General features: G+C 73.3%; 11 protein-coding genes. 3 read left to right on the forward strand and 8 right to left on the reverse strand.

What is annotated here, in order from left to right; genetic code table 11:
- Positions 1-3: 3 nt before the first annotated feature.
- The 3 genes from ACQP09_RS04320 to ACQP09_RS04330 all read right to left on the reverse strand — a co-directional run bounded on the left by ACQP09_RS04320 (position 4) and on the right by ACQP09_RS04330 (position 3425).
- On the reverse strand, positions 4-1173 hold the full coding sequence (locus tag ACQP09_RS04320; protein ID WP_432147784.1) for a serine hydrolase domain-containing protein: 1170 nt from the start codon (positions 1171-1173) through the stop codon (positions 4-6).
- Positions 1174-1298: 125 nt separating this feature from the next.
- Complete coding sequence (locus ACQP09_RS04325; RefSeq protein ID WP_432148072.1) at positions 1299-1874, reverse strand: histidine phosphatase family protein; 576 nt, start codon at positions 1872-1874, stop codon at positions 1299-1301.
- Positions 1875-1955: 81 nt separating this feature from the next.
- On the reverse strand, positions 1956-3425 hold the full coding sequence (locus ACQP09_RS04330; RefSeq protein ID WP_433396121.1) for a PLP-dependent aminotransferase family protein: 1470 nt from the start codon (positions 3423-3425) through the stop codon (positions 1956-1958).
- Between ACQP09_RS04330 and ACQP09_RS04335 the strand changes: the two genes are divergently transcribed.
- Together ACQP09_RS04335 and ACQP09_RS04340 are read left to right on the forward strand one after the other, a co-directional pair.
- Positions 3424-4551 (forward strand): EamA family transporter, encoded by a 1128-nt coding sequence (locus tag ACQP09_RS04335; protein WP_433396123.1) that lies wholly within the window; start codon positions 3424-3426, stop codon positions 4549-4551. The two genes, ACQP09_RS04330 and ACQP09_RS04335, sit on opposite strands and share 2 nt — an antisense overlap.
- 42 nt (positions 4552-4593) lie before the next feature.
- Positions 4594-4803, forward strand: coding sequence for a DUF1918 domain-containing protein (locus ACQP09_RS04340; RefSeq protein WP_381065767.1), 210 nt, complete (start codon positions 4594-4596; stop codon positions 4801-4803).
- A gap of 69 nt (positions 4804-4872) precedes the next feature.
- Here the strand turns inward: ACQP09_RS04340 and ACQP09_RS04345 are convergent, their stop codons facing one another.
- Positions 4873-6111, reverse strand: a complete 1239-nt coding sequence (locus ACQP09_RS04345) for a glycoside hydrolase family 10 protein (RefSeq protein WP_433406485.1) — start codon at positions 6109-6111, stop codon at positions 4873-4875.
- Positions 6112-6340: 229 nt separating this feature from the next.
- Between ACQP09_RS04345 and ACQP09_RS04350 the strand changes: the two genes are divergently transcribed.
- On the forward strand, positions 6341-7201 hold the full coding sequence (locus ACQP09_RS04350) for a 3-hydroxybutyryl-CoA dehydrogenase (protein ID WP_433396125.1): 861 nt from the start codon (positions 6341-6343) through the stop codon (positions 7199-7201).
- Between the two features lie 60 nt (positions 7202-7261).
- Here the strand turns inward: ACQP09_RS04350 and ACQP09_RS04355 are convergent, their stop codons facing one another.
- The 4 genes from ACQP09_RS04355 to pheS form a co-directional block, all read right to left on the reverse strand.
- Entirely contained in the window at positions 7262-7792 is a 531-nt protein-coding gene (locus tag ACQP09_RS04355) for an NUDIX domain-containing protein (protein WP_433396127.1), read from the reverse strand.
- 86 nt (positions 7793-7878) lie between these two features.
- Positions 7879-9234: a transcriptional regulator gene (locus ACQP09_RS04360; RefSeq protein WP_433396129.1), complete on the reverse strand. Its 1356-nt coding sequence runs from the start codon at positions 9232-9234 to the stop codon at positions 7879-7881.
- A 411-nt stretch (positions 9235-9645) separates the two neighbouring features.
- A complete protein-coding gene (gene pheT / locus ACQP09_RS04365) occupies positions 9646-12168 on the reverse strand; it encodes a phenylalanine--tRNA ligase subunit beta (protein WP_433396131.1) in 2523 nt (840 codons plus the stop codon).
- A complete protein-coding gene (pheS, locus tag ACQP09_RS04370) occupies positions 12168-13307 on the reverse strand; it encodes a phenylalanine--tRNA ligase subunit alpha (protein WP_433396133.1) in 1140 nt (379 codons plus the stop codon). Before pheS ends, pheT begins: the two co-directional genes overlap by 1 nt.
- Between the last annotated feature and the right edge of the window lie 67 nt (positions 13308-13374).

The following is a 13374-nucleotide window of genomic DNA, read 5'->3' on the forward strand; positions in this document are numbered from 1 at the left end:
CGATCATGCCCGGGCGGCGTCCCCGAGGGCCGCGTACACCGCGTCCACCAGCACCGTCTTCCGCGGGTCGTCGGCCACGCCGGAGCCCATCCGGTTCATGACGTACCCGAGGGCGATTCCGGCTTCCGGGTCGGCCAGGCCGCAGGAACCGCCCGCGCCGTCGTGGCCCATGGCTCGCGGATTGGGGCCGTACGAGCGGTTGCGGCCGCTCAGCCAGAGGCCGAGCGCGATCTCCGTCTCGTGGGCGAAGGCGTCGCCGAGGACCAGGTCGCGGCAGGCGCCCTGGCTCTCGCGGACCCGTTCGACGGCCCGCCCGGAGAGGATCCGGTGGCCGCCGATGCTGCCGCGTCCGGCGAGGATCCCGTAGAGCGCGGCGACCGCGCGGGCGGTGCCGTGGCCGTTGGCGGCGGGAATCTCGGCGGCGCGCCACCCGGGCGTGTTGGCGGCGGCGCGACCGGTGGGCGGGTTGAGCAGCGAGGCGACGGCCACCGGTTCCATCCGGGCCAGGAGCGCGGCCTGGGCGGCGCGGTCGGCACGCTCCTGGACGAGTTCGGCGAGCCGGTGGGTCTCCTTCTCCGGGAGGCCGAAGGTGAAGTCGATGCCGAGCGGTCCGGTGACCTCCCGCCGCAGGAACTCCCCCGGCAGCACGCCGCTGACCCGGCGGACCACTTCACCGACGAGGAATCCGTACGAGATCGCGTGGTAGCCGGACCGGCTTCCCGGCTCCCACATGGGCGCGGTGGCGGCGAGCCTCGCGCAGGTCAGTTCCCAGTCGTACAGCTCGTCCAGGGTGTGCGGTGTGCCGACTCCGGCGACTCCGGAGCGGTGCGAGAGGAGGTGGCGTACGAGGACGGTCTCCTTGCCGTTCGCCGCGAACTCCGGCCAGTACGCGGCCACCGGGGCGTCCAGGTCGAGCAGGCCCCGGTCGGCCAGGATGTGGGCGCAGAGCGCGGTCGGGCCCTTGCCCGTGGACCAGACGTTGACCAGGGTGTCCCGCTCCCATGGGCGGGTGCGGGCCTCGTCGGCCCAGCCGCCCCAGAGGTCGACCACGGGGACGCCGTCGGCGAGGACGGTGAGCGCCGCGCCCAGTTCGCCGCGGGCGGTGAAGTTCTCCTCGAAGGCGGCCCGGACCCCGGCGAACCGGTCCTCGCAGTGGCCGTGGATCTGCGGCACGTCTCCTCCGGTACGTCACGGGTCAGATGCCCCTGCAACGTACCGACCGGTCGGACCGGCGGGAAGGGAGCGTGCTGCCCGGAATCGGCGTCAGCGGACGCCGGACCTCAGCCTGGAGTCCGGGGTCAGCGGACGCCGGACTCCAGGCTGAGGCTCCAGCGGCCGGGCGAGCCGGCGAGCGTGATCGTGGAGAGCGGGCGGACGTCCACGTTCCAGTACGCGGTGGGCGGCACGTTCAGCGCGTAGACGAGGGCCGCGCGGATCACGGCGGGTTCGGCCACCGCGACGATGAACCCGTCGCACGCCGGGCGGGTGTCCAGCCAGCCGCCGATCCGTCCGATGAAGGCGAGGAGCGACTCGCCGCCGTGCGGGGAGCTGCCCGGGTCGGCGAGCCAGACGTCGACGGCGACCGGTTCCCGGGCCGCGACCTCGGCCAGGGTCATCCCGCGCCAGCGGCCCATGTCGCAGTCGCGCAGGGCGGGCTGGGCCATCGGCGCGTAACCGAGCGCGTCGCCGGTGGCACGGCTGCGCGGGGTGGGCGAGCAGTAGCGCAGTTCGGCCGCGCCGAGCGGGACGAGGGTGTGGGCGACGAGCTGCACCTCGTGCCAGCCGGCCTGGTCGAGCGGCCGGTCGTCGTCGAACCGCTCGGCCAGGCGGGGCGAGGTGCGTGCCGCCGCGACCAGGGTGACCCGCTGTGCCATGGCCGGATGCGTCATGGCCGGATCGTGGTGCCGAACGGTTGAACGGTCAAGAGGGCCCCCGGGTGGTACGGCCCCCGCCGGTCAGTTTCCGGCCAAGGCCGACAGGCCCGGACTCTCGTACGCGGTACGCAACCGGCGTACGCCCTCCGCGATCTCGGCCGCCCCGGAGACCGCCGCGAAGCTCAGCCGTACGTGGCCCGCCGGAGGTTCGGCGCAGAAGTACGGGGTGCCCGGGGCGATGGCGACCGAGGTGCGCAGCGCGGCGGAGGCGATGGCCGTCTCGTCGGGGCCCGTGCCCGCACCGGTCGCCGGGATCCGGAGCCAGAGGCTGCCGCCGCCCGCCGGTACGTGCGGCAGGGCGAAGGCGGGCAGTTCGGAGCGGAGGGCGGCGGCCATCACCGTACGGCGGTTCCGCAGCTCGGCCGCCACCGCGGCGAGGTGGCGGCCCCACGACGGGGAGCCGACGAGTTCGAGCGCGGCCTCCTGGAGCGGCCTCGGTACGAAGAAGCTGTCGACGACCTGGATGGCGCGCAGGCGCTCCAAGACGGGGCCCCGGGCGGCCAGCGCGCCGACGCGGAGGCTCGGCGAGGTGACCTTGGTGAGCGAGCAGACGTGGACGACCACGCCGTCGGGGTCGTCGGCGGCCAGGGGTACCGGCAGCGGTCCGGCGTCGTCGTGGACGAGCCGGCGGGCGAAGTCGTCCTCGACGACGAACGCCCCGGCCGCACGGGCGATGGCAAGGATCTCGGGGCGGCGGGCGGGCGCGAGGGTGGCTCCGGTCGGGTTCTGGAAGAGCGGCTGGGTGACGAAGACCCGGGCTCCGGTGGCGCGGAAGGCGTCGGCGAGCAGTTCCGGCCGGACCCCGTCCGCGTCCATCGGGACCGGGACCGGGCGCAGTCCCGTGGCGCGGGCGACCGCGAGCATGCCGGGGTAGGTGGGCGACTCGACGAGGACCGGGGCGCCGGGCGGGGCGAGGGCGCGCAGGGCGGTGGCCAGGGCGCTCTGGCCGCCCGCGGTGATCAGGACGTCGGCGCCGGAGACGGCCGGGCCGATCTCACGGGCGAACCAGGACCGCAGTTCGGGCAGCCCGTCCGTGGGCGGCCGGCCCCAGGCGCCCGGGCGGCGGCCGGCCCGGGCGAGGGCGGCGGCCAGGGCCCGCTCGGGCTGGAGGTCGGCGTGGAGGTAGCCGCCGTTGAACTCGATGGTGCCGGGCGGTGGTGCGGCGAGGGTGGCCAGGACTCCGGAGGCATCGACCGTACGCGGCACGACCTCGGGTCCGCCGTCACCGCTCAGCGACACCTCCTGCCAGGACGTGTCGCCGAGGGCCGGCACCTCGGCACGCGGCTCGGCCCGGAAGGCGCCGGAGCCGGGCCGGGTGGTGACGAGCCCTTCGGCGGCGAGCTGCGCGATGGCGCGGGAGACGGTGACCGGGCTGACCCGGAAGCGTTCGACCAGAGCGCGACTGGACGGCAGCTTTCCCCCGGGTGAGTAGCGGTTGAGTTCTCCACGGAGGAAAGTGACCAGCTCGGCCACGCTGCTACGCTCTTGCATGAGAGCACAGGATAGCGCTACCGATTCCGGAGCGATAGCGGTCGCCACCGGTACGGGTACCTCCGCCACGCACGGTCCGGGCGTCGGCAGGCCGACGCCTCGCGCGGGTTCGGAGACCTCACCGGCACCCGGCACGGAAGCACCGCCGCACACCGCCGGGGCGTCCGCCGGCACCGGTGCGGAGACCTCACCGACGCCCGACATGGCGCAGGCCGCCCCCGCCCGCCGTGGCACGCTCCTCGCCGCGCTCGGCGTCGTGGCGTTCTCGCTCACCTTCCCCTCCACCGCCTGGGGCCTGGAGAGCTTCGGCCCCTGGTCCCTCGTCGCCCTGCGCTCCACGCTCGCCGCGCTCATCGCCGGCTGCTTCCTGCTGGCGGTCCGGGCGCCACTGCCCGCGCGCCGCCACTGGGCCGGGCTCGCGGTGGTGGCGGGCGGTGTGGTGGTCGGGTTCCCGCTGCTGACGACCCTGGCGCTGCAGACCTCCACCACTGCGCACGCGGCCGTGGTCGTGGGCCTGCTGCCGCTGACGACCGCGGTGCTCGGGTCGCTGCGTACCGGCGAACGCCCTTCCCGTACGTTCTGGGTCGCCGCCCTCGCCGGGGCCGCCGTCGTCATCGGCTTCACCGTGCAGCAGAGCGGTGGCGCCCTGACCTCGGGCGATCTGTATCTGTTCGGCGCGCTGCTGGTGTGCGCGGCCGGGTACACCGAAGGCGGCAGGCTCGCGCGGGTGATGCCCGGGTGGCAGGTGATCGGCTGGGCGCTGATCCTCTGTCTGCCGTTCGCGGTGGCGGGCAGCGCGGTGGCGCTGCCGCTGGAGCCGGTCCACCTCACCGCGCACGGTGTCCTCGGCCTGGTCTGGGTGGCCGCCGGATCGACCTTCTTCGGGCTGTACGTCTGGTACAAGGGCATGGCCGAGATCGGCGTCCCCCGGGCCAGCCAGCTCCAGCTCGCCCAGCCGCTCCTCACGCTGGCGTGGTCCGTCCTGCTGCTCGGCGAGAAGGTCTCCGCGGCGGCTCCCCTCGCGGCGGTGGCGGTGCTCGTCTGCATCGCGGCCACCCAGCGGACGGGCCGGGGCAAGGTTCCCCGGCGCCTTCCAGCAGGCGAACCCAGGCCCGTACGGTCATAGACTTGGTGGTACGGACCGCCACCCCGTGAGGAGGCCACCCCCATGGAGGCACACGCGGGCGACCGGCTGCTGATGCACGGCAGGACCGTGGGACAGCACGACCGGGTCGCCGAGATCATCGAAGTCCTCGGGGACGGGGGCGCCCCTCCGTACCGGCTCCGCTTCCCCGACGGCCACGAGCACCTGATGTCACCCGGCCCCGACAGCGTCGTCCAGCACATCGAGGCGCCCCGGGACCGGCCTCAGCAGTAGCGGAACCGGGACCGGGGTCCGAGCGGCCCCGGCCCCCTTCTCCGCTCTCCTCCCGACGCCCAGCTCAGCTCAGCGCGGCGCGCGTACGCGGTCCTGGTAGTGGTCGGCCACCACCCGTGCCATCGCGCCGATCCGGTCCGCCGCCACGTGCTTGGCGGAGAAGAAGATGTGCCCGCCCACCTCCTCGTGGTCCCGGGCGAGGGTGAGGTGGCGGGAAAGCTCCGCCGGGTCCTGCCAGGCAGCGGGCTGGGCCGGGTCGCCGGCCTTGTACAGCGCCTCCCCCACGTACAGCCCCACGCCCGTGCCCCGCACGGTGGCGGCCCACCAGGCGAGGACCTTGGCGTAGTCGGCGGTCGCGAGCCCGATGTGCCAGTAGATCTGCGGGCAGATGTAATCGATCCAGCCCTCCTTGACCCACTTACGCGTGTCGGCATGCAGGTCGTCGTACGTCTCCACGCCCGCCCGGGTGTCGGAGCCGGCCGGGTCGGTCGCCTTGTTCCTCCAGACGGCGAAGGGGCTGATGCCGAAGCGGACACCCTGCCGGACTTCCCGGATCCGCTCGCCCATCTCGCGCACCAGCCGGTCCACGTTGTCGCGACGCCAGGCCGCCTTGTCCGGAAAACCACCCCCGTACCGCTCGTACGCGGCGTCGTCCTTGAACGCCTCCCCGGCCACCGGATACGGGTAGAAGTAGTCGTCCCAGTGCACCGCGTCGATCTCGTAGCGGCGCACGGCGTCCAGCATCGCGTCCTGGACGAAGCGGCGGACCTCCGGCAGCCCCGGGTCGTAGTAGAGCTTCCCGCCGTACGGCAGGACCCAGTCGGGGTTGCGCCGGGCCGGGTGGGAGGCGGCGAGGCGGGCGGGGTCCGTGTGGTTCGCCACCCGGTACGGGTTGAACCAGGCGTGCAGCTCCAGGCCCCGGTCGTGCGCCTCGCGGACGGCGGTGGCCAGCGGGTCCCAGCCCGGGTCCTTGCCCTGGACGCCGGTGAGGCAGTCGGCCCACGGTTCGTACGGGGAGGGCCAGAGGGCGTCCGCGGTGGGACGGACCTGGAGCACCACCGCGTTGAGCCGGTGCTCGACCGCCCGGTCCAGGTGGGCGATCAGCTCGGCCTCCTGCGCGGCCGCCGTCAGGCCCTTCTTGGAGGGCCAGTCCAGGTTGGCGACCGTGGCGATCCAGACGCCGCGCAGCTCACCCCGAGCGAACCGGTCCTCGCCGCCGCCTCCTCCCCGTACCGCCCGGTCCGTCCGCGCGGCCACCGCGTCCCCACCCGTCGTCATCGCCGCCACCAGTCCCGCCGCACCCGCCACGAGCGCTCTCCGGGTCATTCCTGTCCGTCGCATGCGCCACACTCGTCCCTTCACGTCGACCACCACCTTCATTGCTGTACGTAACAGGATCATGCCCGTACGTAGCTGAATGACCCGCAGGTCACCGGGGTCGGCTCGCGGAGTAACGTCGTGGGGTCGAGGCGGGCACCGGAATCAGACGGGACCCTGCACTGCGGAGAACAGCGAAAGGCACGAGGTGACGGACTCTATGGCCGACATTGCACGCGTCGGGGTGGTGGGCTGTGGCCAGATGGGCGCAGGGATCGCGGAGGTGTGCGCGCGCAGCGGCCTCGAAGTGAAGGTCGCCGAGACCACCGGCGAGGCGCTGGAGATCGGCCGCACCCGGCTGCACAACTCCCTCTCGAAGGCCGCCGAACGCGGCAAGATCACCGAGCAGGAGCGGGACGAGACCCTCGGCCGCCTGAGCTTCACCACCGACCTCGGGGAGTTCGCCGACCGCGACCTCGTCATCGAGGCCGTCGTGGAGAACGAGCAGGTCAAGACGGAGATCTTCCAGGTCCTGGACCAGGTGGTGGTCCGGCAGGACGCGATCCTCGCCTCCAACACCTCCTCCATCCCGCTGGTGAAGCTGGCCGTCGCGACCTCGCGCCCGGACCGGGTCATCGGCATCCACTTCTTCAACCCGGCTCCCGTCCAGAAGCTGGTCGAGCTGATCCCGGCGCTGACCACGTCGGACGAGACGATCAAGCGCGCCGAGGCCGTCGTGCAGGACGTGCTCGGCAAGCACCCGATCCGCGCGCAGGACCGGTCCGGCTTCGTCGTCAACGCGCTGCTGATCCCGTATCTGCTCTCGGCGATCCGGATGTTCGAGTCGGGCATCGCGAGCCGCGAGGACATCGACAACGGCATGGAGATGGGCTGCGCCCACCCGATGGGCCCGCTGAAGCTCGCGGACCTGATCGGCCTGGACACGGTGGCCTCGGTCGCCGACTCGATGTACGCCGAGTACAAGGAGCCGCTGTACGCCGCTCCCCCGCTGCTCCAGCGCATGGTCGACGCGGGCCGCCTCGGCCGCAAGACCGGGTCGGGCTTCTACCCGTACGGCTGACACCGCCCCCGCGCTGCGTGGAGCCGGTCCCGGACATCCCGGGGCCGGCTCCCCGCGCGTTCAGCCCAGCCGCAGGTGGTGCAGCATCAGCAGGGCCGCCGCCATGTTCGCCGCCGGCACCTCGCCGCGGGCGATCATGTCCGGGACGAGCTTCAGCGGTATCCACTCACGGCGTGAGGACTCGAAGGCGTCCTGCGGCGGGCCCGTGTACCGCGCCTCCTCCGCCCAGTAGAGGTGGTGGCGGGCGTCGGTGAGGCCGTTGGCCGGCTCCACGGTGAGCAGCGGGCGCAGCGGGCCGGGGCGCCAGCCGGTCTCCTCCTCCATCTCGCGGGCCGCCGCCGCCGCGATGTCCTCGCCGTCCTCGACGACCCCTGCCGCCAGCTCCCACCCCCAGCTGTCGGTGATGAACCGGTGGCGCCAGAGCAGCAGCACCTCGTCCGCCGCGTTGACGACGGTGGCCGCCGCGACCGGCCGCAGCCGGATGACGTAGTGGTCGAGATGGCTGCCGTCGGGCAGCTCCACATCGGCCAGGTTCACCTGGAACCAACGGTTCTGATACACATTCTGTTCGCTTAAGTTCGTCCACTGCACGGTTCTGCCGCCTTTCGACATGTTGGGGGCAACATGCCAGCAGGGTCGGCCGCGAAGCGGAATGAACGGCGGGTGCGCGGCGGAGCTCACAGAGGCACGCGCAGCGCCCCGCCGATCTGGTCGGCCGTCTGTACGGCGTCGGCGCAGCCGCTCTCCGCCAGCTCCCGCCGCACCTGGCGCAGCCGGTCGCGCAGCCGCTGGGACTCCATGCCCCGGGCCCGCTCGGCCATTTCGGCCGCCGTACCGGCCGCGCGGTCCGGCTCGCCCTGGAGCAGCTCGATATGGCTGAGCATCGCGAGCCGGTGCACGCGCCCCCGGTCGTGCGCCGGGGCGCGCACGGCGGAGGCCGCGTGCTCCCGCGCCGCCGGCAGGTCACCGAGGCTGAGCAGCGCCTCCGCCACCTGGACGTCGACCAGGCCGGGCTGGACGTACCCGGTCTCGTCCGGCTCCCGCCCGCTGTGGATCCGGCCCGCCTGGGCCTCGGCCCGGGCGATGCAGGCGCGGGCGCTCGCCGCGTCACCGAGCTGGGCGTACGCCTTGGCCTGCATGGCGTGCAGATCGGCGGCGAGCGCCGGGGTGATGTGGTCGCCGGCCGCCCGGAGCGCGGCCTCGGCGAAGGCGATGGAGCGGCGGTGGTCGCCGAGGAAGAGGGACTGGGTGGTCAGCAGCGCGATCACATAGCCGCCGAGCGCCCGGTCGCCGCTGGACTTGGCGAGCCGCAGCGCCTGGTGGAAGTAGCGCTGGGCGAGGCCGTGGGCGTCGGAGTCGTACGCGCAGATGCCGGCCATCGCCACCAGGGCCGCCGTCGCCCGGTGCAACCGTCGGCCGAGCGCGTCGCTGTGGCCGCCGCGCAGCAGCGGCGCGGCCTCGGCGTTGAGGAAGCGGACGATCCGGGGTCTGGTCGCGATGCCGCCCGCCTTGCGGTACATCTGCTCGTAGTGGTCGCGCGCGGACCGGAGCGTCTCTATGTCGGCCGCGCTGACCCGGCCGGGGCCCGGGCGGGAGACGTCGGTGTCCTCCGGCGGGTTCTCCCACTCCCAGACCGGCATCACCGCCGTGGTCCCGGTGACGGTGGGGACGGTGGCGAGGTGCGGGCGCTGCTGGTCGTCCGAGCGCCAGAGCGCGGTGGCCCGGTCGACGAAGCCGGAGAGGGAGGCGCTGGGCGGTGAGCTGTCGGTGCCGTAGCCGCCGCCGGGCAGCAGGCCCATGCCGATGTCGTCCAGTACGACCGGGCGGCCCAGCCGGCCGCGCAGCACCTCGCAGATCAGGTCCGGCACCTGGCCGCGCGGGCGCTGGCCCTTCAGCCAGCGGGAGACCGCGGTGTGTTCGTACCGCAGGCTCAGGCCACGGGCCCGGCCCGCCCGGTTGACATGGCCGGCGAGCCCCGCACGGGACATCCCGGCCTCGTCGATCAGGGATTCGAGCAGGACGTTCGGCTCCATGGTCCCCCCAGGTGCGTGTCGCAATGAGCCTAGTCCAGCACGTTTCACACGGGGTGTGAACGGAATGCCCGAACCGTCGCGCTGTGCGCTCTGCCGCGCCGGGGCGGGGCTCGGTTGAATGAGCTCCTCGCAAGAGGCGGCCGGGTCGTCGGCTCCCCCTCGTAACGGTTGACGACCCGCACCCGCGTCCGTCCGCACCGCCGGCCTGCCCGACACTCCGTGGCCGTGCGGACGGACGCCGGATCGCACGACCCACTGCCCAACGACGAAGGAGGGTGGCTGCGGGTCGGGGCCCGGAACCGCGCTTCCTCCCGGTTCCGTGTCCGGTCCGCGCGCGGTCCCCGCCGCCGCGAGAGAAGGAGAAGGGGCGTATCCGGTGGCCGGATACGCCCCTTCTCCGCGCCTGCGGTGCTACGCGCCGCGCAGCACCGCGCCCGTGCGCTCGGCGGCCAGGGCCACCGCGCTGTCGCGGGCGGCCGAGGCCTCCTCGACGGTCAGCGTGCGGTCGGCGGCGCGGAAGCGGAGCGCGTACGCCAGGGACTTGTTGCCCTCGCCGATCTGTTCGCCGGTGAAGACGTCGAACAGCCGCAGCGATTCGAGCAGTTCACCCGCTCCCTCGTGCAGCGCCCGCTCCACGTCGGCGGCCGGGACGTCCCCGGCGACGACGAGCGCGACGTCCTGGGTCGCCACCGGGAAGGTGGAGATCCTCGGCGCCTGGAGCGCTCCGTCGACGGCCCGCTCCAGGACGTCCAGCTCGACCTCGGCGGCGCAGGTCCGCTCGGGCAGGTGGAGCGCCTTGATGACGCGCGGGTGGAGTTCGCCCGCGTGTCCGAAGAGGGTCTCCTCGGCGTTCACGGTGACGTACAGCGCGGCGCAGCGGCCCGGGTGCCACGGGGCGTGCTGGTCGGCGCGGACGGTGACCTCGACACCGGCCTCCGCGGCGATGGACCGGGCGGCCTCGATGGCGTCCGCCCAGGTCGCCGGGGTGCCCTTGCCCCACCAGCCGGCCTGCTCGCGGGCGCCCGCGAGGACGACGGCGGCGCGGCGCGGCTGACGCGGGAGGGCCGCGTCGAGACCGGCGATCTCCTCGTCGGTGGGCCGGCGGTCGACGGGCAGCCGGACGGCGGCCGTCTCCTCGCCCGTGGGCCGGAAGACCAGGCCCGTCTCGAAGAGCGCCAGGTCGTGGCTGCCCCGGCCGTCGTTGCGCCGCAGCGCGCCGAGGAGGCCCGGCAGCAGCGTGGTGCGCAGCGCCGGCTCCTCGTCGGAGATCGGGTTGACGAGCTTGACCGTACGGCGGCGCTCGTCGTCCTTCGCCAGGCCGAGCTGGTCCAGGACGGCGTCGCCGGTGAATGGGTAGCTCAGCGCCTCGACGTAACCGGCTCCGGCCAGCACCCGGCCGATACGGCGGTGCAGCCGCTGGCGGTCGGTGAGGCCGCGGCCGGAGGGCGGCGTCGGCAGGGTGGAGGGCAGGTTCTCGTAGCCCTCAAGCCGGATGACCTCTTCGGCCAGGTCGTTCGGCTCGTTCAGGTCGGGCCGCCAGGACGGGACGGTCACGATCAGCTCGTCCTGCCCGTACACGTCGCAGCCGACCTCCTGGAGGCGGCGGACGACGGTCTCGCGCCCGTACTCCACACCGGCCACCCGGTCGGGGTGGTTGGCCGGCATGGCGATCGTGCGCGGCGCGTGCGGCGCGGTGATCTCGGTGACCCCGGCCTCGGCGGTGCCGCCCGCGAGGAGGACCAGCAGGTCCACCGTGCGCTGCGCGGCAGCGGCGGCGGCCTGCGGGTCGACGCCGCGCTCGAAGCGCTTGGACGCCTCGGAGGACAGCTTGTGGCGGCGCGCGGTGCGGGCGATCGAGATCGCGCCGAAGTGCGCGGCCTCGATGACGACCTCGGTGGTGAGCGCGTGCTCGCCGTCCGCGTCCGCGATCTCGGTGTTGGCGCCGCCCATGACGCCCGCGAGGCCGATCGGCCCGCGGTTGTCGGTGATGACCAGGTCCTCGGCGTCCAGCACGCGGACGGTGCCGTCCAGGGTGGTGAGCTTCTCGCCCTGGGTGGCGCGGCGCACGCCGATCGGCCCGTCGACCCGGTTGCGGTCGTAGGCGTGCAGCGGCTGGCCCAGCTCCAGCATCACGTAGTTGGTGATGTCGACGGCCAGCGAGATCGGCCGCATCCCGGCCTTCTGGAGGCGGCGCTGCATCCAGATCGGCGAGCGGGCCTCGGGCTGGAGACCGGTGACGGTGCGGGCGGTGAAGCGGTCGCAGCCGATCGGGTCGGAGATCTGGACCGGGTAGCCGTACGCGTTCGGCGCGGGCACGTCCAGGAGCGCCGGGTCGCGCAGCGGCAGCCCGTACGCGGTGGCGGTCTCGCGGGCGACCCCGCGCATGGAGAGGCAGTAGCCGCGGTCCGGGGTGACGGCGATGTCGAGGACCTCGTCGACGAGCTGGAGCAGCTCGATCGCGTCGGTGCCGACCTCGTGCTCCGGCGGCAGCACGAGGATGCCGTCGCTTGCGCGACCAGAGGGGTCGCCCATGCCGAGCTCGTCGGTGGAGCAGATCATGCCGTGGGAGGTCTTGCCGTACGTCTTGCGGGCGGCGATCGCGAAGTCGCCGGGCAGGACCGCGCCCGGGAGGACCACGACGACCTTGTCGCCGACCGAGAAGTTACGGGCGCCGCAGACGATCTCCTGCGGTTCGCCGGTGCCGTTGGCGGAGCCGACGTCGACCGTGCAGAAGCGGATGGGCTTCTTGAACCCCTCCAGCTCCTCGATGGTCAGGACCTTGCCGACGACCAGGGGGCCCTTGAGGCCCGCGCCGATCTGCTCGACGGTCTCGACCTCCAGGCCGACGGAGACGAGCTTGGCCTGTACGTCACGGCCGGTCTCCGTCGCCGGCAGGTCGACGTACTCCCGCAGCCAGGAAAGCGGGACGCGCATCAGATCTCCATCCCGAACGGCCGGGTGAACCGGACGTCACCCTCGACCATGTCTCGCATGTCTTCGACGTTGTGGCGGAACATCAGCATCCGTTCGATGCCGAACCCGAAGGCGAATCCGCTGTACTTCCGGGGGTCGACACCGCAGGCGGTCAGCACCTTGGGGTTGACCATGCCGCAGCCGCCCAGCTCGATCCAGCCCTCGCTGCCGCAGGTGCGGCAGGGGCGGTCCGGGTTGCCGACGGACTCGCCGCGGCAGACGTAGCAGACCATGTCCATCTCGGCGGACGGCTCGGTGAACGGGAAGAAGTTCGGCCGCAGCCGGGTCTTCATGTCCGGCCCGAAGAGCGCCTGGACCATGTGGTCCAGGGTGCCCTTGAGGTCGGCCATGGTGAGGCCCTCGTCGACGGCGAGCAGCTCGATCTGGTGGAAGACCGGGGTGTGCGTGGCGTCCAGCTCGTCGGTGCGGTAGACCCGGCCCGGACAGACCACGTAGACCGGAGGCTTGCGCTCCAGGAGCGAACGGGCCTGGACGGGCGAGGTGTGCGTACGCAGGACGACACCGGACTCGTCGCCCTCGGTCGCCTTGCCGTCGGCCGTGGTGCCCTGGACGAAGAAGGTGTCCTGCATCTGGCGCGCCGGGTGGTCGGGCACGAAGTTCAGGGCGTCGAAGTTGAACCACTCCGCCTCGACCTCGGGGCCCTCGGCGATCTCGTAGCCCATGGCCACGAAGACGTCCGCGACCCGCTCCATGATGGTCGTCAGCGGGTGGCGGGCGCCGGCCGGGGTGCGGTCGTAGGGCAGGGTGACGTCCACGGCCTCCTCGACGAGCACGCGAGCGTCGCGCTCGGCCTCCAGCTCGGCCTGGCGGGCGGCCAGCGCCTTGGAGACGGCGCCGCGGGCCTGGCCCACGCGCTTGCCCGCCTCGGCCTTGGCCTGCGGGGGCAGGGCGCCGATCTCGCGGTTGGCGAGCGACAGGGGCGAGGTACCTCCGGTGTGCGCGGTCTTCGCCTGGGCGAGCGCGTCGAGGTCGCCGGCGGCGGCGAAGGCGGCGAACGCCTCGTCCCGCATGCGCTCGATCTCTTCCGGTTTCAGTGCCTCGACCTCGACTGGGTCGTACGACTTGTTCGGTGCCGACATCTCTTCCCGTGCTTCCGATTGGCTGGTGGCGCGACCCGGCTGGAGACCGCTGGACGCAAAGGTGCCA

Source organism: Streptomyces sp. CA-146814, assembly GCF_050942385.1.
Classification (GTDB): domain Bacteria; phylum Actinomycetota; class Actinomycetes; order Streptomycetales; family Streptomycetaceae; genus Streptomyces.